At 54.9% G+C, this 23,474-nt stretch carries 19 protein-coding genes; 6 read left to right on the forward strand and 13 right to left on the reverse strand.

Annotated features, from left to right (window positions below):
* Positions 1-55: 55 nt before the first annotated feature.
* From ccmI to ABLV07_RS14720, 4 genes are all read right to left on the reverse strand, one after another.
* Entirely contained in the window at positions 56-2,761 is a 2,706-nt protein-coding gene (ccmI, locus tag ABLV07_RS14705; RefSeq protein WP_087877256.1) for a c-type cytochrome biogenesis protein CcmI, read from the reverse strand.
* Between the two features lie 79 nt (positions 2,762-2,840).
* A complete protein-coding gene (locus tag ABLV07_RS14710; RefSeq protein ID WP_164513135.1) occupies positions 2,841-4,184 on the reverse strand; it encodes a cytochrome c in 1,344 nt (447 codons plus the stop codon).
* 10 nt (positions 4,185-4,194) lie between these two features.
* Entirely contained in the window at positions 4,195-5,979 is a 1,785-nt protein-coding gene (locus tag ABLV07_RS14715) for a GMC family oxidoreductase (protein WP_015366945.1), read from the reverse strand.
* A 2-nt stretch (positions 5,980-5,981) separates the two neighbouring features.
* Complete coding sequence (locus ABLV07_RS14720; RefSeq protein WP_026612334.1) at positions 5,982-6,731, reverse strand: gluconate 2-dehydrogenase subunit 3 family protein; 750 nt, start codon at positions 6,729-6,731, stop codon at positions 5,982-5,984.
* A 511-nt stretch (positions 6,732-7,242) separates the two neighbouring features.
* Here ABLV07_RS14720 and ABLV07_RS14725 point away from each other — a divergent pair.
* Positions 7,243-7,614 (forward strand): VOC family protein, encoded by a 372-nt coding sequence (locus tag ABLV07_RS14725; protein ID WP_015366948.1) that lies wholly within the window; start codon positions 7,243-7,245, stop codon positions 7,612-7,614.
* 7 nt (positions 7,615-7,621) lie between these two features.
* On the opposite strand, the gene ABLV07_RS14730 is transcribed toward ABLV07_RS14725, so the two are convergent.
* The 5 genes from ABLV07_RS14730 to ABLV07_RS14750 form a co-directional block, all read right to left on the reverse strand.
* Positions 7,622-8,692 (reverse strand): ABC transporter ATP-binding protein, encoded by a 1,071-nt coding sequence (locus ABLV07_RS14730; protein ID WP_032707866.1) that lies wholly within the window; start codon positions 8,690-8,692, stop codon positions 7,622-7,624.
* Complete coding sequence (locus tag ABLV07_RS14735; protein ID WP_045361202.1) at positions 8,685-10,454, reverse strand: iron ABC transporter permease; 1,770 nt, start codon at positions 10,452-10,454, stop codon at positions 8,685-8,687. The genes ABLV07_RS14730 and ABLV07_RS14735 overlap by 8 nt, the downstream gene beginning before the upstream one ends.
* A 125-nt stretch (positions 10,455-10,579) precedes the next feature.
* Complete coding sequence (locus ABLV07_RS14740) at positions 10,580-11,668, reverse strand: ABC transporter substrate-binding protein (RefSeq protein WP_032707865.1); 1,089 nt, start codon at positions 11,666-11,668, stop codon at positions 10,580-10,582.
* A 465-nt stretch (positions 11,669-12,133) separates the two neighbouring features.
* On the reverse strand, positions 12,134-12,661 hold the full coding sequence (locus ABLV07_RS14745) for a DUF2778 domain-containing protein (protein ID WP_071596086.1): 528 nt from the start codon (positions 12,659-12,661) through the stop codon (positions 12,134-12,136).
* Positions 12,662-12,837: 176 nt separating this feature from the next.
* Complete coding sequence (locus tag ABLV07_RS14750) at positions 12,838-12,996, reverse strand: hypothetical protein (protein ID WP_155953463.1); 159 nt, start codon at positions 12,994-12,996, stop codon at positions 12,838-12,840.
* A 14-nt stretch (positions 12,997-13,010) separates the two neighbouring features.
* Between ABLV07_RS14750 and ABLV07_RS14755 the strand changes: the two genes are divergently transcribed.
* Positions 13,011-14,102, forward strand: a complete 1,092-nt coding sequence (locus ABLV07_RS14755) for a malate/lactate/ureidoglycolate dehydrogenase (RefSeq protein WP_045361204.1) — start codon at positions 13,011-13,013, stop codon at positions 14,100-14,102.
* 244 nt (positions 14,103-14,346) lie between these two features.
* Positions 14,347-16,497 (forward strand): formate dehydrogenase subunit alpha, encoded by a 2,151-nt coding sequence (fdhF, locus tag ABLV07_RS14760; protein ID WP_015705180.1) that lies wholly within the window; start codon positions 14,347-14,349, stop codon positions 16,495-16,497.
* 224 nt (positions 16,498-16,721) lie between these two features.
* On the opposite strand, the gene ABLV07_RS14765 is transcribed toward fdhF, so the two are convergent.
* A complete protein-coding gene (locus ABLV07_RS14765) occupies positions 16,722-17,729 on the reverse strand; it encodes an AraC family transcriptional regulator (protein ID WP_015705178.1) in 1,008 nt (335 codons plus the stop codon).
* A gap of 279 nt (positions 17,730-18,008) precedes the next feature.
* Here ABLV07_RS14765 and ABLV07_RS14770 point away from each other — a divergent pair, with 279 nt between their 5' ends.
* Together ABLV07_RS14770 and ABLV07_RS14775 are read left to right on the forward strand one after the other, a co-directional pair.
* On the forward strand, positions 18,009-19,610 hold the full coding sequence (locus ABLV07_RS14770; RefSeq protein WP_015705177.1) for an aldehyde dehydrogenase family protein: 1,602 nt from the start codon (positions 18,009-18,011) through the stop codon (positions 19,608-19,610).
* Positions 19,611-19,967: 357 nt separating this feature from the next.
* Positions 19,968-20,411 carry an acetyltransferase gene (locus ABLV07_RS14775; RefSeq protein ID WP_015705176.1) on the forward strand — a complete coding sequence of 148 codons (444 nt, stop codon included), beginning with the start codon at positions 19,968-19,970 and terminating at the stop codon, positions 20,409-20,411.
* Positions 20,412-20,430: 19 nt separating this feature from the next.
* Here ABLV07_RS14775 and ABLV07_RS14780 read toward each other — a convergent pair whose 3' ends face one another.
* The 3 genes from ABLV07_RS14780 to ABLV07_RS14790 all read right to left on the reverse strand — a co-directional run bounded on the left by ABLV07_RS14780 (position 20,431) and on the right by ABLV07_RS14790 (position 22,760).
* Positions 20,431-21,015 (reverse strand): helix-turn-helix domain-containing protein, encoded by a 585-nt coding sequence (locus ABLV07_RS14780; RefSeq protein WP_348853550.1) that lies wholly within the window; start codon positions 21,013-21,015, stop codon positions 20,431-20,433.
* Positions 21,016-21,338: 323 nt separating this feature from the next.
* Positions 21,339-21,959, reverse strand: coding sequence for a histidine phosphatase family protein (locus ABLV07_RS14785; protein WP_348853538.1), 621 nt, complete (start codon positions 21,957-21,959; stop codon positions 21,339-21,341).
* Between the two features lie 252 nt (positions 21,960-22,211).
* A complete protein-coding gene (locus ABLV07_RS14790) occupies positions 22,212-22,760 on the reverse strand; it encodes a GNAT family N-acetyltransferase (RefSeq protein ID WP_015705173.1) in 549 nt (182 codons plus the stop codon).
* A 299-nt stretch (positions 22,761-23,059) separates the two neighbouring features.
* Here ABLV07_RS14790 and ABLV07_RS14795 point away from each other — a divergent pair, with 299 nt between their 5' ends.
* The gene (locus ABLV07_RS14795) at positions 23,060-23,416 is read left to right on the forward strand and encodes an ASCH domain-containing protein (protein ID WP_161798772.1); all 357 of its coding nucleotides are present in this window, start codon (positions 23,060-23,062) and stop codon (positions 23,414-23,416) included.
* Positions 23,417-23,474 lie beyond the last annotated feature (58 nt).

A 23,474-nucleotide genomic window follows, 5' to 3' on the forward strand; every position in this document is an offset into this window, starting at 1 on the left:
TGTAGCCCCAGTAAGCGACAGCGCGACCGGGGAGTAGTGCAGAAAAAGCAAATATTTACCGCGCCTGCTGCTGCGCCTGCGCCAGCTGGCGGGCAATCGCCTCGCGGCGGGCATCGCCCTCCGGCAACAACATCAGCAACTGCTGTAGCGCCGCTACCGCCTGCGGATAGTCTTCATTGCGTACCGCGCTGAGCGCCAGCATCTCCAGCACCGGCAGGTTTTTCGGCTGCCGCTGATGCAGATCGCGCAGCAACAGCTCGCCCATCCGCATCTGCGCGTTATCGCCCGCCCGCACCAGCGCGCTGGCATAATCAAAACTTGCCGCCGGGTCATCCGGCGCCAGCTTATGCGCCCGTCCAAAAGCGCCGATCGCCGTCTCGCCATCGTTTAGCAGCAGGCCAAGCCGCCCAAGCAGTTGCCAGCCGGCAAGATCGTCAGGGCTAGCCTGCAGATGGCTGCGCAGCCCAAGCCGCAGCTGGGCCAACTCATCCATCCGCAGCGGCGCCGCGGTCGGATCTTTCGCCTGCGCCAGCAGCGCGGGATAATGGCGCTCGCTCTGTCGCCACAGCAGCACCTGACCCACATCGCTGGTTTTCAGATACAGCCCGCCGCTGACGAAGACCAATAACAGCGCCCCCGGTAGCAGCAACCAGCGGCTAAGCGGCCGAACGCGCGTTGGTTCCTGCTGCGAGATATCCGCCAGCAACGTACGTTGCAGCTCGACGATCATCGCCTCATTACCGTCAGTACGTTCCTGCTCCAGTTCGCGCAGTCGGGACTGGTACAGCGAGCGGTTAATGTCATTGCGATCCACTGCTGTTTTCTGTTGCCGCGACCGGCGGTAACGCGGATCGAGCATACAGCACAGCCCACCCAGCGCCATCAGTACGCCGCCGTACCAGATCCAGCGTACGAACGGTTTGTAGTACAGACGCACCGCCCAGCTGCCATCATCCAGTTCTTCACCCAGCGCGGCGTAAAGATCGCGGGTAAACCCGCCGCTGATGGCCGCTTCAGTCATCATCATCCGGCTGGCGGTGTAAAAGCGTTTTTCGGCATACAGCATGGCTTCCGGGCGACCATTGCGGCTGACGGCAATCACGCCCTCACCGCCGCTCCAGTTCGGCCCGACGATATTACGCACGCCCTTGAAAACGAAGTGATAACGATGAATATCGAGGCTGTCGCCAGCCCGCATGCGGACATCGCGCTCGATGCTATAGTTCTGGCTGAAGGTGATGCCAATGACGGTTACCGCCACGCCGACATGGCCGAGCACCATACCCCACTGGCTACGCGTTAAGGTGCGCAGGCCGCGCCAGAAGCCGTGGCGATGCGTGGCCCGTTCGTGGACTTCAATCAGCGCGAAGATAAGCACCCATAGCGCCATCATCAGGCCGATGACCGCCATCGCGGTGATGCGGTCCTGAAGAAGCCATGGTAACGCCAGTGAAAGTGACAACGTCACGACAAGTGATATCGCCAATCGTTTAAGCTGTTTACCAGGCTCATCGCGGCGCCAACGAATCAGCGGCCCCAGCCCCAGCAGCAGCGCAAACGGCGCCATCAGCGCGGTGAACATGGTATTGAAGAACGGTTCGCCGATCGATATCGTCCCCAGCCCCAACGCTTTATGCACCAACGGCAGCAGCGTGCCTAACAGCACCACCAGCATCGCGGCCATCAGCAGAATATTGTTGCCAAGCAGGAACGACTCGCGCGACCAGAGCGTATGTTCCACTCGCGCCCGCACTCGCCCACCTTTCACCGCATACAGCAGCAGCGAGCCGCCAATCGCGAGGGTCAACAAGGCCAGTATAAACATCCCGCGCGCCGGATCGGAGGCAAAGGAGTGCACCGATACCAGCACGCCGGAACGCACAAGAAAAGTCCCCAGCAGGCACAGCGAGAAAGCCGCCAGCGCCAGCAGTACCGTCCAGGCGCGGAAGCTGCCGCGCTTTTCGGTCACCGCCAGCGAATGCAGCAACGCGGTGCCGACCAGCCACGGCATAAACGAGGCGTTTTCCACCGGGTCCCAGAACCACCAACCGCCCCAGCCCAGTTCGTAATAGGCCCACGCCGAGCCCAGCACGATCCCAAGTGTCAGGAACATCCACGCCGCCTGCGTCCACGGGCGCGACCATCGCGCCCACGCGGTATCCAGCCGCCCCGCCAGCAGCGACGCAACCGCGAAGGCGAAGGCCACCGAGAAGCCAACGTAGCCCATGTAGAGGATCGGTGGATGAAAAATCATCCCGATATCCTGCAGCATAGGATTGAGATCGCGGCCATCTACGGGATACAGCGGCAGGCTGCGGCTGAACGGATTGGAGGTGAACAGGATAAAAAGCAGGAAACCGAAGGCGATCATTCCCATCACCGCCAGCACCCGCGCTACCGCGTCGGGCGGCATCTGGCGACTGAAGAGCGCGACGGCGAACGTCCACACGCTGAGCAGCAGCACCCACAGCAGCAAAGAGCCTTCGTGCGCTCCCCAGGTGGCCGCCACCCTGTACCATACCGGCAGCGCGCTGTTGGAGTTTTCCGCCACATAGCGCACGGTGAAGTCATTGATTACAAAGGCATGCACCAGCAGCGCAAACGCGCCGATGATGCAGATAAACAGCGCGCAGGCCAGCGGCCGGGCTAATGCCATCAGCCATCGTTCCTGGCGCGCTGCGCCCCATAGCGGAAAGATACTTAGCAGCAGCGCCAGCCCTGCCGCCAGACACAGCAGGTAGTTGCCCAGTTCCGGCATCATGGCTGTGTCCCCTGTTGTTCAGGTGTCATCACGTTTTTTACCTCAGGCGGGGCGAATCCAGTGCCCCGCCCCGGCCCAGTTACTCTGCAGCAGCCGGCAGTTTCGAGACGTCGGCGTTACCTAACGCCTTCTCATCGCGAATCATCGACTTATCTTTTCGTACTTTCGCCACATCGCTGGCGCTCACCGGCGGCGCGTTGTTGCCCCAGCTGGTGCGGATGAAGTTGACCACATCCGCGACCTGTTGATCGTCAAGACGCCAGCCGAACGATGGCATGGTCAGGTTCGAGACCGCATCCTTCACCGCCGGCGTGGTGTTGCCGGTCAGAATGATGTGAATCAGCGAGGTCGCATCTTCGGTCTGCACCACCGGGTTGCCTTTCAACGACGGGAACGCGCGTTTATAACCGACGCCGTCAGTACGGTGGCAGGCAGCGCAGTTATCGACGTACAGCGCCGCGCCTGTTTTGCTGTCATCGCCTTTCCACAGATCTTTCGCCACGCTATCTTCCACCGGAGCTGGCGTCTGTTTACCGCCGCGCGGCGGTAACGACTTCAGATAGCGAGCAATAGCGGTGATATCGTCATTCGAGAGATACTGCAGGCTGTGCTCAACCACGTCGCTCATGCCGCCGAAGACCACGGATTTATCATTGCGCCCGGTTTTAAGGAACTCGGCCAGTTCAGCTTCGCTCCAGCTTCCCAGCCCGTCGCGATTTTCACCGCGCAGGCTGGATGCCACCCAACCGTCAATCGGCGCATTGCTACCCGCCAGGTAGTTATCACCTTCGCTTTCGCTAAGCGCTTTTTCCTGCATCGTCAGGCTACGCGGGGTGTGGCAGGCGCCGCAGTGGCCAAGGCCTTCCACCAGGTAACGGCCGCGCTCCAGTACCGGGTCCACCTGCGGATTGGCGACAAAGTCGCTCGGGGACGGAGCGAAGATGCCGCGCCAGAACGCCAGCGGCCAGCGCATCGACAGCGGCCACGGAATGTCCGTGTCTTTGTTGGCGACGTTAACCGGCTCCACGCCGTGCATAAAGTAGGCGTACATGGCGCGCATATCCGCTTCGTTGATACGGGCGAAGGAAGGATACGGCATCGCCGGATAGAGCGTTGAGCCGTCTTTACGCACGCCTTTACGCACCGCGTCGTCAAACTCTTCGAAGGTATAACCGCCAATACCGTGCGCTTTGTCCGGCGTGATGTTGGTGGAATAAATGGTGCCGATCGGCGTTTCCATCGGCAGACCGCCGGCAAAAGGTTTGCCCTCTTTACCGTTGGTGTGGCAGGCCACGCAGTCGCCGGCGCGCGCCAGATATTCGCCCTGCTTAATCAGATTGCTGTCCGCAGGCGCCTCTTCGGCGAACGCCGCGCAGCTTAACGCACCGAGAACCAGTGCCGATAACCATTGCATTTTCATGATTTGCTTTCCCTTATGCCTGCACCAATGGACCCGGATTTCTCAGGTACTGTTCGCGGATAGCCTTCGCCGACCAGTAGGCCAGCGCGGCAACGGTCCCCGTCGGGTTGTAGCCCAGCCCCTGTGGGAAAGCGGAAGCGCCGATGACGAAGACGTTATGCACGTCCCAGCTCTGCAGATAACGGTTCACCGCGCTGGTTTTCGGATCTTCGCCCATCACCGCGCCGCCGTTCATATGGGTGGTCTGGTAGCTGGTGGTGTCAAAGTGGCTATTGGCGTTTTTCGGGCTGCCGAGCATATATTTCGGCTTCATCGCTTTGGCGATCGGCGCCATCTTATCGAACATAAACTGCGCCATCTTGATGTCGTTTTCCTGCCAGTCGAAGGTCATGCGCAGCAGCGGCTGACCAAAGACGTTTTTGTAGTTCGGATCGAGATCGAGATAGTTCTGGCGATAGGACTGATGCGCGCCGTGGGCATCCATCGACAGGTGGTGGGTGTAGGTGTCGGCCACCGCCGATTTCCATTTACTGCCCCACGCAGGGGTACCCGGAGGCACCGGCACGCCGGAGATAGGCTTGGTCCCCGCCTGGTTGACCCAGAACGGCGAACCGCCGACGAAGCCCGCCGCGCCGTGATCGAAGTTATCGGCGTTGAAGTCATCGACGCCGACGCCGTTGCCGCCCGCGCCGATGAACGGGTTGGTGAAGGTATCTTTATCGAAAATGGCCTTGATAGTGGTCATGTTCTGATAGGCGAAGTTACGCCCGACCACCCCTTCGCCCGTCTCAGGATTGTACGGTTTACCGATCCCGGAAAGCAGCATCAGATGCACGTTATGGAACTGGAAGGCGCCGATAATCACCAGATCCGCCGGCTGTTCCATTTCACGGCCCTGACCGTCGACATAGGTCACACCGGTGGCGCGGGATTTATCGTCGGTCAAATTGACCTTCAGCACGTTGGCGTTGGTACGCAGTTCAAAGCGTTTTTCCTGGCGCAGCGCCGGCAGAATGTTAACGTTCGGCGAGGCTTTCGAATACATGTAGCAGGCGTAGCCGCTGCAGAAACCGCAGAAGTTACACGGCCCCATTTGTGCGCCATACGGGTTGGTATAGGAGTCGGAGGTGTTTGCGGAAGGCAGGTTATAGGGATGATAGCCCACTTCCAGCGCCGCTTTTTCAAACAGCTGCGCCGACCAGGTATTTTTCTGCGCCGGCAGCGGGAAATCGTCCGAGCGATCCGGCGCGAAGGCGTTACCGCCGCGGCCTTTACCGACAACCTTCCCTTTAACCGACCAGGCGGTACCGGAGGTGCCAAAGACTTTTTCCGCTTTATCGAAGAACGGTTCCAGTTCGTCGTAGGTGACGCCGAAATCCTGGATGATCATATCCTGGGGAATGAAGTTTTTGCCGTAACGCTCTTCATAATGGCTGCGCATACGCAGTTCGATCGGATCGACGCGGAAATGCACGCCGGACCAGTGCAGACCCGCGCCGCCAACGCCGGTTCCCGGCAGGAAGGCGGCCAGTTGGCGATAGGGTACCGCCTGCTGGCTGGTGTTGTGACGAATCGTCACCGTGCTTTTAGAGAGATCCTGGAACAGCTTGCGGCGGATGTTATAGGTCAGCTCATCGATAACCTGCGGATAAGCGCCGTCCGGCCAGGTATCGCGCATCGGGCCGCGCTCCAGCGCGACGACGTTGAGCCCCGCTTCCGTCAGCTCTTTGGCCATGATCGCGCCAACCCAGCCAAAGCCAACGATCGCCACATCGGTTTTTTTCAATACGGTCGCCATGATTACGCCCTCTCCCCATTAATTGATACCGGCGGGAAGGGATAGCGTTCGCCTCGTTCAACCCAGTCCATAAAGTCGGCGCGCGCGCCGGGAAAATTAATCAGCGTCCAGCCGACCATGCCTTTATTGCCGCCATGGATAGGGTCGCTGAAGAAGCCTTCGCGGGTGTTTTGCAACAGATAGGAGAAAAACAGCGAGGCCGGCAGCTGTTTGAACTGCGCCTTGCCGGATTCCCACAGACCGAGCGCCTCATCCTGCTGTTCGCCGCTCAGTTCAGCAAAGCTCTTGTGATACTGGTTTTGACACCACTCTTCGGCATCGGCGATACCGAGGTTATAAATCTGTTTTGGTACCAGCGGCAGCTGGTAGCCCATCTCTTTCGGCACGTCGGGGTTAAATGGCCCCTGCATATACCAGATGGAACCGGTGGCATAAGGGGTGTTAAGCTGGCGGTCGATAAACTCCGGCACACCGGCCTCTTTGGCGCCGGGACCGAGTTCATCGGCCGGGATTAAGCGAGCGACGGCGGCGTTGATAAACAGCCACTCGCGATCGTTGAAGAATTGCGGCTTCCAGTCGCTGGATGTCGCGTTGCCACCGGCTGAAGGTGCGGAGGCCGCCTGTGCCGTGGCGCTCGCCGCCACGCCAATGGCGCCCACGCTGCCGCCGCCGATGACTACCGTTGGAATCAAGGCCATTGATTTTACTAAAAAATCACGCCTTGAATTGTTGGTTTTCTCGCTCGACATAATCACATTCCTGTCAATTAAAAATACTGTTTTGTCGCTTACAAGCCCAGCAAATCCCGCTCTGGTACCGATACCATTGAACTGTTGCGAAACAGACCGTCTGGCTTTGGCCAATAAGACGTACATTAAATCGCCAATAGCGATAAGATTTATAGGGTTATCGTTTGGATATTAGACGATTCTCAACGCAACGCGGGAAAATGGCGCAAATATTCACCGGGTTGTCACGATAAGATCGGGCATTTAATAACCTGAGTGCGGTAAGTCATGCGGAAATTTCGCGCCTTTGGTTTTACCAAAGCGCCAATAAAGGGTGATATGTATCACATTTGTTATTTTTTGTTTATGGTACATGGCGGATTAAGCACCTGTAAATACTCGCTTAATGAATAATTAAACAATTCGAGCTGTTAAATTAGTTAATCACCGTTGTTAATTAAATCGATACTGGTTCCCTTATCAATTTAACGACACGGTGATGTCGTACAGATATTCCCAACCACAAGGAGAATTTATGTTCGATCATGTCAAATTTGGCGTCAGTGATTATGCCGCGAGCAAGGCATTCTTTTTACAGGCGCTGGCGCCGCTCGGCGTGACGCTGGCGGGCGAAGGCGAGCCGGCTTACGGCGCGGAGCTAGCTGGGGCAAACGATGCCTCTTTATGCCTCTATCAAAGCGAAGATAAACCCGCGCCGCTGCATATCGCCTTTTGCGCCGAGAGCCGCGAGCAGGTTGATGCCTTCTGGCACGCGGCGCTGGCCGCCGGAGGCAAGGATAACGGCGCGCCGGGATTACGACCTAATTACCACGCCAATTACTACGCCGCCTTTGTCATTGCGCCAGATGGACACAATATCGAAGCGGTGTGTCATCTGGCGCCCTGAGCAAAGTTTATCGCTGCGGAAAAACCCACACATCATCCGCGGGCAGCGTCAGATGACAATGTTCGGCATCACGCAGGGCCGTGCCGTAGGCTCGGATGGCAAAGTCATCGCCCTCGGTGCGGAACAGATATTCCCACCGATCGCCGAGGTACATGCTGGTCAGCAGCGGAAGTTCCAGGCTGTTATCCTGCGGCGAGCAGTCAAGGCGCAGCCGTTCGACGCGGATCACCGCCGTCGCCGGCTGACCGACGCTGACCCCCTCGCCCGCGCGTCCCCATAGCGCCCAGCTGGCGCCTTCAACTCGCGCGCGTCCGTCCTCCAGCGCCGTCACCTTACCGTGCAGGCGGTTATTACTGCCCATAAACTCGGCGGCGAACAGGGTGGCCGGATTGCCGTACATCTCCTGCGGCGTCCCCTGCTGTTCAATCACGCCGTTGTTAAGCAACAAAATGCGATCGGAGATCGCCATCGCTTCATTCTGATCGTGGGTGACCATCAGCGCCGACAGGCCCAGCTTAATAATGAGCTCGCGCAGGAATACCCGCGCCTCTTCGCGCAGCTTGGCATCGAGGTTGGATAGCGGCTCATCCAGCAGAATAACCGGCGGGTTATAGACCAGCGCCCGCCCTATGGCCACGCGCTGCTGCTGGCCGCCGGAAAGCTGGTGCGGGTGCCGGTTGCCCAGATGTCCCAGACCTAGCTGCTCGAGAACGCTCTGCACCCGCTGTTTAATCTCGCCGCTGGCCACCTTACGCAGTTTCAGCGGATAGGCCACGTTGTCGAATACCGTTTTATGCGGCCACAGGGCGTAGGACTGGAACACCAGCCCGAGATTACGCTCTTCCGCCGGGATCTCGCTACGCGGACTGCCGTCATAAACCACGTTATTGCCGATGGTGATCCGCCCGGCGGTCGGTTTCTCCAGCCCGGCGACCGCGCGCAACAGCGTGGTTTTCCCGCTACCTGAAGGGCCGAGCAGCGACACCACTTCCCCGCGTTTGAGCTCCATCGACACCCCTTTCAGCACCGGGTTGTCGCCATAGGTCAGATGCAGATTGTCTACCGATAACTCAATCATGTAATTTCACTCCAAAGCGCAGGGCGATACCCAGACCGACTACCACCAGCAGAATATTGATAAACGATAGCGCCGCGACGATATCAATGGCGCCCGCCGCCCACAGAGAGACCAGCATCGACCCGATCGTTTCGGTGCCTGGCGACAACAAATAAACGCCGGTTGAATATTCGCGTTCAAAGATCAGGAACATCAGCAGCCAGGAGCCGATAAGCCCGTAGCGCGCCAGCGGAACGGTGACGTGGCGGGTGATTTGCCCGCGAGAGGCGCCGGTGCTACGCGCGGCCTCCTCCAGCTCCGGCGCCACCTGCAGCAGCGTTGATGAGATAAGGCGCAGGCCGTAGGCCATCCACACCACCGTATAGGCCAACCAGACGCTGAAAATGGTGTTGCGCAGCGCGCGCAGTTGCACGATAAGGTGTTCGCGCAGCCAGTCGGCGACCGGCAGCGCCGAGAGCCAGCCGTTTTTCAATGACTGATCGAGCCACATCGGCACAAATAGAAACACCCACAGAAACGCCAGACCAGCCAACAGGCCCGGCACCGCGCGCGGTACCAGCACGCTGTAGTCGAGAAAGCGCGTGACGTTATCCGGTTTACGGTGCATGGCGATACCGACAAACAGATAGCACACCACCGCCAGCGCGCCGCCGATAATCCCGATCGCCATCGAGTTGACGATCGCCCGCAGCAGATTCGGCTGCTGCCAGATGTTGCGGAAAGTCGCCAGCGACAGCTCATCCCATAACGAAACGCCAACGCCCCAATTGGAAATAAAGGCCCGTAGCGCCACACCCAGTAGCGGGACGCCGATGGTTACCGTCAGCCACGCCACCACGACCGCGCCAGCGACCCAACGCCATTTCCCCAGCGGCAAGGCGCGCGACTGCGACGCTTTACCTTTCATGGTCACGAAGCGATTGGCGGTACGCATCAACCGGCGCTGCAACATCACCAGCGGAATGGTAATGCAGATTAATACCACCGCGACCGCCGCCATCAGATGGTAAGAAGGCGTTCCCAGTTTATTAGTCAACTTATAGAGATAGGTCGCCAGTACCATGTTGCCTTCCGGATCGCCGAGCACCAGCATCAGGCCAAAGACCTCAAGGCCGAGGAAGAACAGCAGCACGCAGGCGTAGAGGATGGACGGCCGTACCATCGGCAGGCTCACCGAGGTCATCACCTGCAGCGGCGTGGCGCCGACGGTACGCGCCGCCTCTTCCACGTCCGAACCGACGCTGCGCAGCGCCGAGGAGATATAAAGATAGGCATGCGGGACGTGCGTTAAACCGGCGATTACCACGATGCTAAACATCGAGTAGATATTCCACGGCACAAAACCAAGCCACGCCTGCGCCCACTGCGACAGGAAACCGACCGGCCCGGCGGCCACCACGTAACCAAAGCCCAGCACCATCGGCGAGACGAAAATCGGCACCAGGATCAGCGGCTCAATAAAGCGCCTGCCGGGTAAATCGGTACGTACCATTAAAAAGGCCAGAATGCCGCCCAGCGGAATCGCGATAATGACCAGACCAAAAGCGAGGATAAATCCGGAGCGTAAGGCCAGGTAAAAATCCGGGTCGGTAAAAATAAAACCGAAGGCTTCGAGGCTCCACTCTTTCGAGCGGGCAAAAAATGGTGCGGAAAGAAAACTTTGCGCCACGATAAATAATAGCGGAACGTAAATTACCAGTGCCGCTATCAATACCACCATGCCACGCGGTAGCCCTTGCCACTTTCTGCGTAAAATGTTCATCTTTAATTCCCCTGGCAAAGTGCAGAGATAAATTATCAAGAAGAGATAATGAGTACTTATTTACTGAATACTGATACGATCATTCCCCCGGATACATTCCGGGGGAAGTTTCACAGGTAATTACTTTATTTCGCAGCAGCGGCACGCCATTGCTTAATAAATTCCAGACGCTGTTTGGGTTGCAGATATTGCAGCAGGCTTTCATCCACCGGAATCGGCTTCAGCGCATTGCCCAGTAATTTCGTCATCCCGTCGATATCATTTTTACCTTCAATGTCGTTGCGAATTGACGGGATATCGCCCTGAGAGGCAAGAATCGTTTGCCCTTTTTCCGACAGTACATAGTCGAACCACAGTTTCGCCGCATTAGGATGCCCTGCTTCCGCAGTGATAAATGAGACGCGGGACAGCACCAGCACGTAGTCTTTCGGATAGGCGATGCCTAATGACGGGTCGGTTTTAGCGCGCGCTTCGGCATAGGAGCCGAGGATGTTATAGCCGATCAGGTTTTCACCGGAGGAGACGCGCTCCATCATGGTGCCGGTAGAGGATTGCACCGTCAGGCCGCCTTTGGCGATATTCGCCAGGTCGGCAAAGTAATTGCCGTCAGCCTTGCTATCCTGCACCGCCAGCATAAAACCAAGCCCCGATTTCTCGATATCGTAGGTGGTGACTTTGCCTTTAAATTTATCAGCCTGCCCGGCGATAAGTTTGGCCAATGCGGTATGTGAATCCGGCACTTCATTTTGTGGGATCAGCCGTTTGTTATAGATAAAGACCACCGGCTCATAGGTTGTGCCGTAGGCTTTTTGCTGCCAGACCGCCCATTTCGGCAGCTTGCCAACTTCTGGTGAAGCGTACTCTTGCGCATAATCGGTGGCTAATTTCAGCGCCGTGTCCATGGAAGAGCTCCACACCACGTCGCCGCTACCGCCGCCGGCGGCTTGTTCACTAATATAACGGTTGTACAGCTCGGTGCTGTTCATATCGTTATATTCAACTTTAATCCCAGGATATTGCGCTTCAAAGCCTTTAATTAACGGCCCTGCCGCTTTGGTGTCCGTTGTGGAATAAACCACGACTTTGCCCTCTTTCACCCCGGCATCAACGACTTTTTGATAATCTGCCGGGTAGCCCTGCGGCAGCTCCGCCAGCGCGGAGTACGAGAAGACTGTCGTCAGTGAAACCACTAAACCGCCGATTTTCTTATACATAAAATCAACTCTTAAGCATCAATAATTAAACACAAATTTAACATATAGTGCTACAACCCCCTCTGCAACGCTGGGGGAAGGGTTTTTATGGCTTTTGTGACAGTGGTGTAGTTTAAAAAGTGGTGTTTATGGAGTTTATTCAGCGAATAGAGAAAACAGCGAGCGAGGTCACAGATTAATGCCGCAGCGTCACGAAGCGATTACCGCCAATGGCAAAGCCTTTATTTGCATTTCTTCAGGACCATTCGAATAAAGAAAAACAGGAGCAGCGCATACAGCAGCGCCATTACCAGGATGGTAATAAAAGAAATGGGATCTGCTCCTGATTCATATGGTTGACTGAGACGGGAGTTAAACAGGCACCAGGTATGATCTATCACCCAAAGCGTGATGCCATTTAGAGGTTTACCATAGCTGCTAAGCCATAAGGCAAAAAGAAAACATACCGCAAATAGTAATGAATTCTTAATGTACTTCACAACTGGCATAGTCTCGGCTCCCCTGAACATCTACGTAACCATAAGCCAATAAACCCGATCGAGAACCCGGTACTTTCACTTTAGATGTTCTCAATAATGTTTGCCTAACAATATAAAAATCATTTCTATCCACAAATGTTATACAACCTTGCGACAGACCGCCTCCATCTGGCCTTAAAGGATGAAGTCGGAAACTACCTCTTAAGACCCCATTAATCAAAATACTATCAGTCATCGTTTGAGCGCTAAATAACCCAAACCATTCACTGTGGTCATTGCCTGTTATCAGATCCCCTACCCACGCTCTAAACTGATTAGTCCTCGACCCAACAGGCCGATCTACTATCCAATATTTCCCGACTGGTATGGCACTATTCGGTCGAAATGCACAGTTGGCAAGATTAGTATATGGATTTTGACCGCTAAAAACTCTGTAGTTACCAACGCCATAAACATGCAGGATTGCGTATCCATCTTTATCGAAATTATCGTATGTCATCCTCATTATTTGCATGTATTCCCTTATTCTATCAGGCTTGGTATTTATTACATCAACTGAACGGAATCAATACGATACCTCTTTTATCGCTCCATCACAATAAAATTGCTCAAATAAAAAACCATCACATAACGCTATTCAGAGTAATATTAAATTTACTCCTGACAATAATAAATGTACCTTTTACATATTCACCTAATATTACATTCAAAACCATTTTGCCGGGCGGTTTCGTCAAAATGAACCATGCCAATAATCTCCCTATTCAGTGAGAGATATTTATCGCCTTGATCTTCTGCGCCTTGCGGCGCAGCATGGAACGGCAAACGCAACAAAACAACAACATACATCGAGGAGACTATCCGTGCCTACAGGACATCGCTTTCGCCCCACGGAGCTACACCACTTCGTCACCACCCTGTTCACGCAGCTGGGCAGTACATCAACCGAAGCCGCGCTGGTCGCAGACCACCTGATCGCCGCCAACCTTGCCGGACACGATTCCCACGGCGTCGGCATGATCCCGAGCTACGTAAAATCCCATAGCGAAGGATTTTTGCAGCTTAACCGCCATGCCAGCGTGATGAAAGACGCCGGCGCCGTCGCCACCCTTGATGGCAACGCCGGTTTTGGCCAGGTCGTTGCCCATGAAGCCATGCAGTTGGGGATTGAAAAAGCCAAACAGCACGGCCTCGCCGCCGTGGCGCTGCGCAATGCTCACCATATCGGGCGCATCGGTTACTGGGCGGAACAATGCGCGGCGCAGGGGTTAATATCCATTCATTTCGTTAGCGTCGTCGGCGACCCGATGGTGGCGCCATTTCGCGGCAAAGATAGTCGCTTCGGCACTAACCCACTCTGCGTGGTCTTCCCGCGTGAAGGCCATCCGCCGCTGCTGCTCGATTACGCCACCAGCGCCATCGCTTTTGGCAAAACCCGCGTCGCATGGCATAAAGGCGAAGCGGTGCCTGCCGGCTCATTGATTGACTCTCGCGGCGAACCGACCACCGATCCGGCGGTGATGCAGACCTCGCCGCTTGGCGCCCTGCTCACTTTTGCTCAACATAAAGGCTATGCCCTGGCGACGCTCTGCGAGGTGCTCGGCGGCGCGGTCTCGGGTGGGCAAACGACCCATCAGGACAGCCTGCAGGGCTGCGTCGACGCCATCTTCAACTGCATGACTACCATTATTCTCAGCCCGGAAGCCTTCGATGCGCCGCAGATGCAGCGCGAAACCGAGGCCTTTATCGACTGGTGTAAACAGTCGCCGCACGATGCCGATACACCTATTCTGGCGCCGGGTGAGTGGGAAGCGGCCAATCGTCAGCAGCGGCTGGCAAACGGTATTCCGCTCGATGCCAGTAGCTGGCAGGCGATCTGCGCCGCCGCGCGGCAGGCCGGGATGTCGCAGGAGACGTTGAATCAACTGCAGCAGAACATGGAAGTCAACGCTTAACCTCAATCCCCGCGGGGCGATCGTCAGCCACAGCGTCCCGCGTCATCGTCACTTATGACGACATCCATGATTTTCCCGCGTCTTCATCACCTTCATCCCGCGTCATCAGCGCTATCTTCACTTTGGCACGCATTATGCAATCGATTTGCATCGCACGACGATCGACGTCGCGCGTTTGCTGACGGTAGCCTGCCGGGCCCGGCGCGCTATCGCCCTATCTTCACTGTTAACAGGTCTGTTACTGATGAATAAAATTACCAGCGTGTGCCCCTATTGCGGGGCGGGTTGTAAACTCAAATTGGTTGTCGAAAATGATAAAATCATTCGCGCCGAGGCCGCCGACGGCGTCACCAATCAAAACCAGCTATGTCTGAAAGGCTACTACGGCTGGGATTTCCTCAATGACACGCAGCTTCTCACGCCTCGCCTGAAGCAGCCGATGATTCGTTATCAGAAAGGCGGCCCGTTCACTCCGGTCAGTTGGGAAGAAGCGATTCGCTACACCGCCGCTAAGCTCCGCGAGATCAAGGCCAAATATGGCCCGCGCGCCATCATGACCACCGGTTCGTCCCGCGGCACGGGGAATGAAACCAATTACGTGATGCAGAAATTCGCCCGTGCGGTACTCAATACCAATAACGTCGACTGCTGCGCCCGCGTTTGCCACGGGCCGTCGGTCGCCGGGCTGCAGGCTTCGCTCGGCAATGGCGCGATGAGCAACTCGATAAGCGATATTGAGAACTCAAAATGTCTGCTGGTCTTTGGCTATAACTGCGCCGATTCTCACCCTATCGTGGCGCGAAGGGTATTGAGAGCCCGCGACAACGGCGCGAAAATCATCGTCTGCGATCCGCGGCGCATTGAAACCGCCCGCATCGCCGACCAGCATCTGCAGCTCAACAACGGCAGCAATATGGCGCTGGTCAACGCCTTCGCCTATGTCCTGCTGGAAGAAGATCTCTACAATCACGATTACGTTGAGCGTTATACCGAAGGGCTGGAGGCCTACCGCGAGGCGGTGAAAGACTACTCTCCCGAAGCCGTGGAAGCACTGGTCGGCGTCCCGGCGCTGGCCATTCGCCGGGCGATGCGCACCTTCGCCGCCGCCCCTTCCGCCACCATTATGTGGGGAATGGGCGTAACCCAGTTCGGCCAGGCGGTTGATGTCGTCCGCGGTCTCGCCAGTCTCGCGCTGCTGACCGGCAACCTCGGGCGGGCTAACGTCGGCGTCGGCCCGGTCCGTGGACAAAATAACGTCCAGGGCGCCTGCGATATGGGGGTGTTACCCAACCAGTTCCCGGGCTATCAGGACGTCACCGACGCCGCGGTGCGCGCCAAATTCGCCAATGCCTGGGGCATCGATCCGGCGCTGATGGATACGCAAATCGGCACCCGTATCACCGAAGTCCCGCATAAAGCGCTGGCGGGAGAAATCAAAGCCTACTACATCATGGGCGAGGATCCGCTGCAAACCGAGGCCGATCTGGGTCTGGTACGCAAAGGGATGGAAGCGCTGGATTTTGTGGTAGTGCAGGATATTTTTATGACCAAAACGGCGGAAGTGGCTGACGTGCTGCTGCCGGCGACGTCCTGGGGCGAGCACGGCGGCGTCTTTACCTGCGCCGACCGCGGCTTCCAGCGTTTCGAACAGGCTATTCCGCCCACAGGTAACGTGAAACGCGATTGGGAAATTATCAGCCTGCTGGCCAGCGAGATGGGCTATCCGATGCATTACGCCAGTAACCAGCAAATCTGGGATGAAATGCGCGAACTCTGTCCGCTGTTCTACGGCGTAACCTGGGAGAAAATGGGCGACATGGGCCACGTGCAGTGGCCGTGCCCAACGCTCGATCACCCCGGTACGCCATGGTTGTATCAGGATAATCACTTTGATACTCCATCGGGCAAAGGGCAACTGTTCGCCGCGCCGTGGCGCGCGCCGGCGGAAACGCCGGACGATGATTTCCCGCTGGTGCTCTGCACGGTGCGCGAAGTCGGCCATTACTCCTGCCGTTCAATGACCGGCAACTGCGCGGCGCTGCAGTCGCTGGCGGACGAACCTGGCCGGATCCAGATGCACCCTGCCGATGCCGAGCGGGCAGGTATCGCCGATCGTCAGCTGGTATGGGTGAGTTCGCGGCGCGGCAAAGTGATGACTCGCGCCGATCTCAGCGAGCGAATCAACCCCGGCGCGGTGTATATGACCTACCAGTGGTGGGTTGGCGCCTGTAACGAGCTGACCCAGGATAATCTGGATCCTATCTCGAAAACCCCGGAAACCAAGTACTGCGCGGTGAAGGTAGAGGCTATTGCCGACCAGGACTGGGCGGAACGGTACGCCTGGACGACCTATAGCCTGATGAAGGCGCGGTTAAAGGCGGCAGCTAACGCCTGAGGGTGAATTCAGGGAGAGGCTTAGCTTCTCCCTGATATCTGACGTTGACCGGATTGACATAAAAATAGGTCTTCTTTGGCAGGCCTGCTTTATGAAAATCTGTTGTCCCGTTCAGGGTTCTGCCAGCAGGGAATGAATTATGAAGCCGCCCCCCCCCCCCGTCCTGTGACGCCGGCAAACAGGGCTTTCTCCTGTTCGGTAAGTTTAGACATGGTGTATTTTCCTCAATTCAAGCGCATGGCATGACGGACGCTGTCAGGTGTTTTTCCAGTCCACCCCTGGAATGCGCGATAAAAGGAATTGGGATCTTCGAATCCAAGGAGGAAAGCGATCTCTGCGCCGGACATCGTGGTATTTGCCAGGTAGTGTCGGGCAAGGCTCTCCCGCACCATATTGACCAGGGCGCGAAAGTTTTCCCCCTCCTCCTCAAGCCGACGTTGAAGCGTACGCTTACTCAAGCCCAGTCGTTCCGCGGCCTTCTCAATGGTAGCCGCGTTACCAGGCAACAGCTCCAGTAAGACAGCACGCACGCGTTCTGCCGTCGACGCCGTCGAATCAAGTTCACTGAGCCGTCGGCGAAGATCGGGTTCGAACGCGTGAAACATGCTTTCGTTGACCGTCAGGAATGGACGCAAAGCATCCACAGCGGCGAAAGCGATAACTGGATACTCTCCCTTTTGCACAGGTACGCCGAAGAAATTCTCGTAACGCCGGAGATAACGACTGGACGGAAGTTGCGGCAGGATAACGCGATGCGCCTTAATGTGCTCACGGGTAGCCAGTCTGGCTAGTCGCACGAAAAACGCAATCTCGGCCACTTGCAGCGAGTAAGGTACCTCGGTTTGTATCGACAACCAGCGAGGCGTCACGACCAGCTCGCCTGCGTCACCCGTATTGACTTCCAGGCTCATGGGCGCCACCAGTTGCTTGTATTTGGCGAGGCGCTGCAAAGCCTGTACCAGATTCGCGCTGCACAGGGCAGCGAACAGTGGTGGGTTGAAAGAATCAGCCGAGAGAGTCTCGACGAGGCGTAAGGGAAACATGGCATCACTTGCCTCAGCCTCTAAAGCGCGCCAGAAACGAAAATAGTCTTCGCCAGAAAGCCCCTGTCTTGCACGGGAGAGTAAATCGTCTGGAAGGCCGGCCCGACGTAATACATGGCCAGCCTGAACACCTAAGTCCTTCAGTATTGCCAGCCAGCCAATATCCATGGGAAAAGTTTTGTTTTGCACCTTCAGAACTCCGTCACTATTGCTCATTCAACTGACGCTCAGAGTATAGAGCAGCCGTGCGCTTACCCCCCTTCAAACCGCGCCACAATGACTGCACGTTACGCCAATCTGTAACATCCGCAACTCAACTCCCTGTGCTGGCATCTCTCGCATTAAAATTGGCGCGGATTGCCAGAGCGTTGTCGTGGCTTGCTTCCTATAGTGAGATGTAAACATCACACCAGCCAGGACACGTTCCACCTGTCCTGGCGGTCCAATCTGAACAATAGAGAAATCCCAATGAATGCTACCGAAGCTATCGACCAACTGGATCCCCAAAAATGGACCACAACATCTCCCGCAGAACGTTTGCGTCTGCTGGAGGAAATCCGTGCAAACCTGAAGAAGTACGGTGATGACCTCGCCTTCGCCGACAGCAAGATGAAGAATGGCATCCTCGGTGCGCCTCTTTTTTCATACCCAATGTCTAAGGTTGCTACCGTCGTTCCTATGGCGAGTACCGTCTCGGCAGCCATCATCCTTTATGAATCCATTCTCGACGGCAAGATGCCACAGCCGCTGAGCGTGGAAAAAGTGAGTGAGGATCTCTACGACATTTATGTCTTTCCGCAGGAGCGGAAAGACAAGTTGATGTACGCGGATCAGAAGAGTCGCATTCGTGTGAAAGGCGCACCGAAACAAATCAATCCGATGGAAAAGCCCGCGGGTATTATTGCCGTGCTGGGTGCCGGTAACTACAGCTCAGCGCTCGAGGTGTTGAAAGCGATCTTCTTCGAGAACTGTGCGGTCGTACACAAACCGCATCACCTGAACGAAGAAACCGACAGGATTTGGGCAAAGATCATGCAGCCGCTGATTGATCGGCGCGTTCTGAGCTTCTGCGATGCCGATCGGGGACAAGATCTGACAGTAGACCCCCGCCTCTCCAGGATCTACTTTACTGGTGGAACCGCAACGGCCGAGGCTATCATGTCAGCGACAGAGACGCCGCTGATCTCCGAATGCGGCGGTAATAACCCATGCATCATCGTGCCGGGCGACCGGCCATGGACAAAGAAGGAAATTGAACACCAGGCAGTGCAGATAGCCACCATGGCAAAGTTCAATGGTGGCGCGAACTGCGGTCGTCCCCAAACTCTGGTGACAAGCAAGCACTGGCCGCAGCGCAAGGAATTCCTCGACGCGCTGCGGGTCGCTATCTCGGAGACTACTCCGGCCATGGGTATGTACTACCCCGGCGCCGACAAGGTCGTGGATGGTTTTCGACAGGCCTATCCCGATGCGGAAGTACTGAGCCCCGAGGGCGGCAAGTATCCGCATTCCGATGTCATATTACTCACAGACGTTAAGCCCGGTGGCTACGCCACTTCACATGAAGCGTTCAGCCTGGTGCTCGCTGAGGTGCCGCTTGACCTGCCAGCCAATGCCGCGCACTTCCTCCCCGGCGCCGTCAAGTTCGCCAACACCCAGCTCCTGGGCACGCTCGCCAGTGCGATACTTATCGATGAGGACACCAGAAAGGCCCATCAGAAATTACTCGAGCAAGCGGTGTCTGACCTGGAATATGGTGCGGTCGCCATCAACAGCATGCCGTCCTTCATTTTTCTCAACCCCTATCTTACCTGGGGTGGAAATGAGGCAGGCAAGACTTTCGTTTCTGGTCGCGGCAACTTTGGCAACCTACTCAATTATGAGAACGTTGAGAAATCGATCATGGAGGCAAAGTTTATGTCACCAGGGCACATGCTGTACACCAACAAGCGAGCATTCGACAATATGGCTGGAAACATGGCGAATTTCGCAGTCGAGCCTACCTGGATGAACCTGACCTGTCTGATGGGGGACGCCATCCGCGATAGCTTCCGTAAAAAAGATTTCTGAGTCAGTAGAACGCATCGGCCTGAAAGGCCTTATCCATTGCCCTTTACTCGACTATCTTGTAGCGAGTCTGCTTCATAGCCGGGGCAGTGACTACGACCTTGAGGACATGCATAGGGTGAGCTCCACAACAATAAATCGGAACTCATCGCGGCTTTCCATACGCTCGAACGGCTTGTACGCCAGTTCGAGCGCTATCAGGCCAGAGCCGGTCGTGGCATTCTGCACCTGAAAGTGAGTCTAGCAACGATAGACATGGCGACATAATCACTATTGTGAATTTAATTACACCATAGTAAATTAATGGGATTGTTTTTGTAGGTAATTACCCCAAACCATGTCCACTTTAAGGAAAATAAAATGATAAAAATCAGAATGTCACGACCTTCTGAAGCGGAAGACATCATCCAGATTTGGAAAAGTTCTGTAGATGCTACGCACGATTTTCTGACAACACATGACCGGCAAGAGATCGAAAAAGAGGTGGTCGGTTTTTTTTCAGAAACCCCTGTATGGGTAGCGACAAATGATGAAGACCTTCCACTCGGATTTATGTTTTTACATGATGGTCATCTGGAGGCGCTGTTCGTCGATGCCTCTGCTCGCGGGCTTGGCGTCGGAAAACTGTTGATATCCCATGCCCTTGCTCTTCATCCTGATTTAAGCGTCGACGTCAATGAACAAAACCAACAGGCCGTCGGGTTTTATCAGCATATGGGCTTTCAGGTTTCAGGGCGCTCCGGGCAGGATAGTCAGGGAAGACCTTATCCCCTGCTGCACCTGCGTAAAGGGAATGGCGTCTAACCCTTTGCCAGGGGAAATATCATCTGTTTTTTTGGCTAAACGCAACGATGTATCTACAGCTCTGTTCGCTATCCGGGTTAGTCATTTGGCACTCGCCTGCAAAGGTAAGAGCAAGACAATCACCCGCTTGCAAATGATGAGTCTGATGATTGACCCTAAAATCAAGGTTGCCGCTCAGCATCCAAAGTGTTTGCCCGCAAAGATGCTCAATAGCGGAGGCGGGGATCGTCAGTTGACCCATTGCAGGGATTTCAACTTTTATCAGTTCCGGACTGGCGCCCGCCGGGGACAATGTCCAACGAATAATGCCTGATTGTTCATCTGTCCAATGCTGCTGCTGGTGAGCGAAACGAACCAGCGAATTCTGATGTTGCTCAAGCTCGGCGAAAAGTTTTGATAGCGTAATATTCATGGCGTTCGCTAAACGACTAAGGATAGTCGCGCTGGGGCTGGAGACGCCTCGTTCAATCTTACTAATCATCGCCTGGCTCACGCCTGAGCGTTGAGCAAGCTCCGTTACCGTCCAGTTACGAGCTTTCCTGTGCTTTAGTAATAACTGTGCAATGTCGCTATCTACTATCTGATTTTTCGCTGTTTTATCCATTTTCACCCTCACTTTCGCCTGCCTGATTATGCCATTAGCCAAATTAGGCTGGAATCATTGATTATGTCAGTGTGAAAAAATCAGGTTTCAATGGATGGACAATTATCTTTAGCACCCACGTCATCAGAAGAGCATGAGTTTGCGATGCCCGCATCCGGCACAACGCGGGTAAGTTAATCCGAGTTCTTCGTTTCATAGCAACGTCCCCCCTTGATTAAGGATAGCGTTGCATCGACCCGTTGAACTCACAGCGAGGAGTGAACATTGTGCTTAAATAATGATGACTCTGGCAGGATGGGTTTTCAATGCCTGGAAGGTAGCCACTAATTCAGGTGACGTAAATGTGTAGCAATCCCCCACTTTAGGCCAATACATTTTCCATTAATCAGGTCGATAACAGAATAACTTGCATTGGGATGAGCATAGCGAGGGAAACTATCGACAGTCCCTTCTTTAAGAATTGCCAGAGTGCCCTGACTGACATGCCCGTGAGACACAATACATACTGTTTGTTGATGTGATGAAGTATCTTCCAGGTGTTGTAAAAAACGCATAACTCGCTGAGAAGCATGCGCCAGTGACTCCCCCCCTGGTGGACAATACTCTGCATCAAGCCTGAATAATGCATTTGCATAGTTTGGATGTTTTTGTCTGAGTAGTTCTAACGGCATACCTTCAAACTGACCAAAGGCCTGCTCTTTAAGGGCCGGTTCAGCCGTCAGTGAACAATGAAAGTGTTCAGCCAGGCTTTGCCCCATTTGCCAGGCACGCCCAAGCGGAGAAGCGTAAACACGCTCTATTTGATACTCACTTGCACTAAACGCTGCTAGTAGGACGGATGTTTCACGCAAACCCCGACAGGTCAAGGAGCTATCGCTGTGCCCCTGAATAATTCCTTCCCAATTCCACTCTGTTTCTGCGTGTCGAACAAGTATCAATTTCATCGTTAGCTGGCCATGCTCGTTGTTGATCAAAATGTCCCAACTGCGCGATGTCAAACACACACCGTTGAAGCAGCGGAAGGCTTTCCTGTTGTGGAAATAATGAACAAGTGTAGCTTATTGCCGTTATGCAGCGGCTCTGAGTGTGGGGCGCTGAATTTTATCCGTAGTTAACTTCCGCTTTTGGCACGGAGCGGACGTGTTAACGAAGCTGAAGGTCCGCTGGGAGCGCTTAGCGGACATGCCATCAGCTTATCAGCCACCTTTACGAGCATTCCATTCATCACGTGTGATTTCCCATAGCTCGGAATCCAGCAGACCGCTGACATATGCTTTCTTTTCAGTCCTAATGAGCCGCATGCCACTGCTTTGTGAGATACGTTTGGAGCGGTTATTGAGAGCCGCTTTCGGCGCACGCAATATAGTCTTATTTAAGGAATTGAACCAATAATCTGTAGCTGCGTTACAGGCCTCACGCATAAAACCTTTGCCCTGATGCTCCGGTGCTAACCAAAATCCTCGGTTGTTATCCTCAACATCATAAAGACAGATTAAACCTACCATGTTGTCAGGTGTTTCACGATGCCTAATAGTCCAGATCCAAGCGATTCCATTTGCTATATCAGGCAAGGCAACGTTATTGACATAATTCTCGGCGCCATTATCCGGATAGGGCCACGGTACTGATGAGACCATGTACCGAACAATCTCCCAGCGAGGATACAGTATCTGAATTTGTGAGGCATCTTCTGAGGATAATGGTTTTAACAGTAAGCGTTCTGTATAGAGAATAGGTATTGGCATCAGCACTTTTCCTTCCTGAACTTAGTGTCTATTACTGTTTAAGCCATTAAATAGCTATCTCAATGTATCTTGATGTACAGAAAATATCTATACAATAGGAGGCGCGGTTAACAAGCAGTCAGGGGCAGTTTTTGGCACTGCGCGGATGAACCAACTGAGTTTAAGCTCCAGTCTGAGCGAAGAGCAAACCACACTATCTGAGGTAACGTATTACTTTTTTCATCAACGGTTAGGCAGATGCATTAATGGTTAAGCTTAGGGAAATAGAAATGAAATATCCAGGCGCAGGGGCCTGGCAAATGGGAGACAGTCCAGAACTGGCAAGCGAGCTTGCTAACCTTATTAAAAAAGGAATCAAAACGGCCTCTTGTGGATCTTTTGCCTCTTACCAACAGGAAGAATCTGCTCCGAGGATTGGCAGCTATAACATAATTCTTGATGGACAGAATGTCCCGGTATGCGTGATCCGGCTGGTTTCGCTACAATTGGTGCGTTTTTGCGATATTAATGAGGAGTTCGCTCGCAAAGAGGGTGAAGGCGATTTAAGTCTTGAATACTGGAAGAAAGAGCATCAGCGATTTTTCATCCGTGAAGGTCATTTTTCTGAGGATATGGAGTTGATCGCAGAAGAATTCGAAGTGGTTGAGGTGCTGTAATCGGAGATAAAATTGCTGATGTTTTCTATCACCCTTTTCATAAACGTCCGCTCCTGGC

Source organism: Klebsiella sp. CN_Kp097 (assembly GCF_040064495.1).
In the GTDB taxonomy this organism is placed as follows: Bacteria; Pseudomonadota; Gammaproteobacteria; order Enterobacterales; family Enterobacteriaceae; genus Klebsiella; species Klebsiella aerogenes.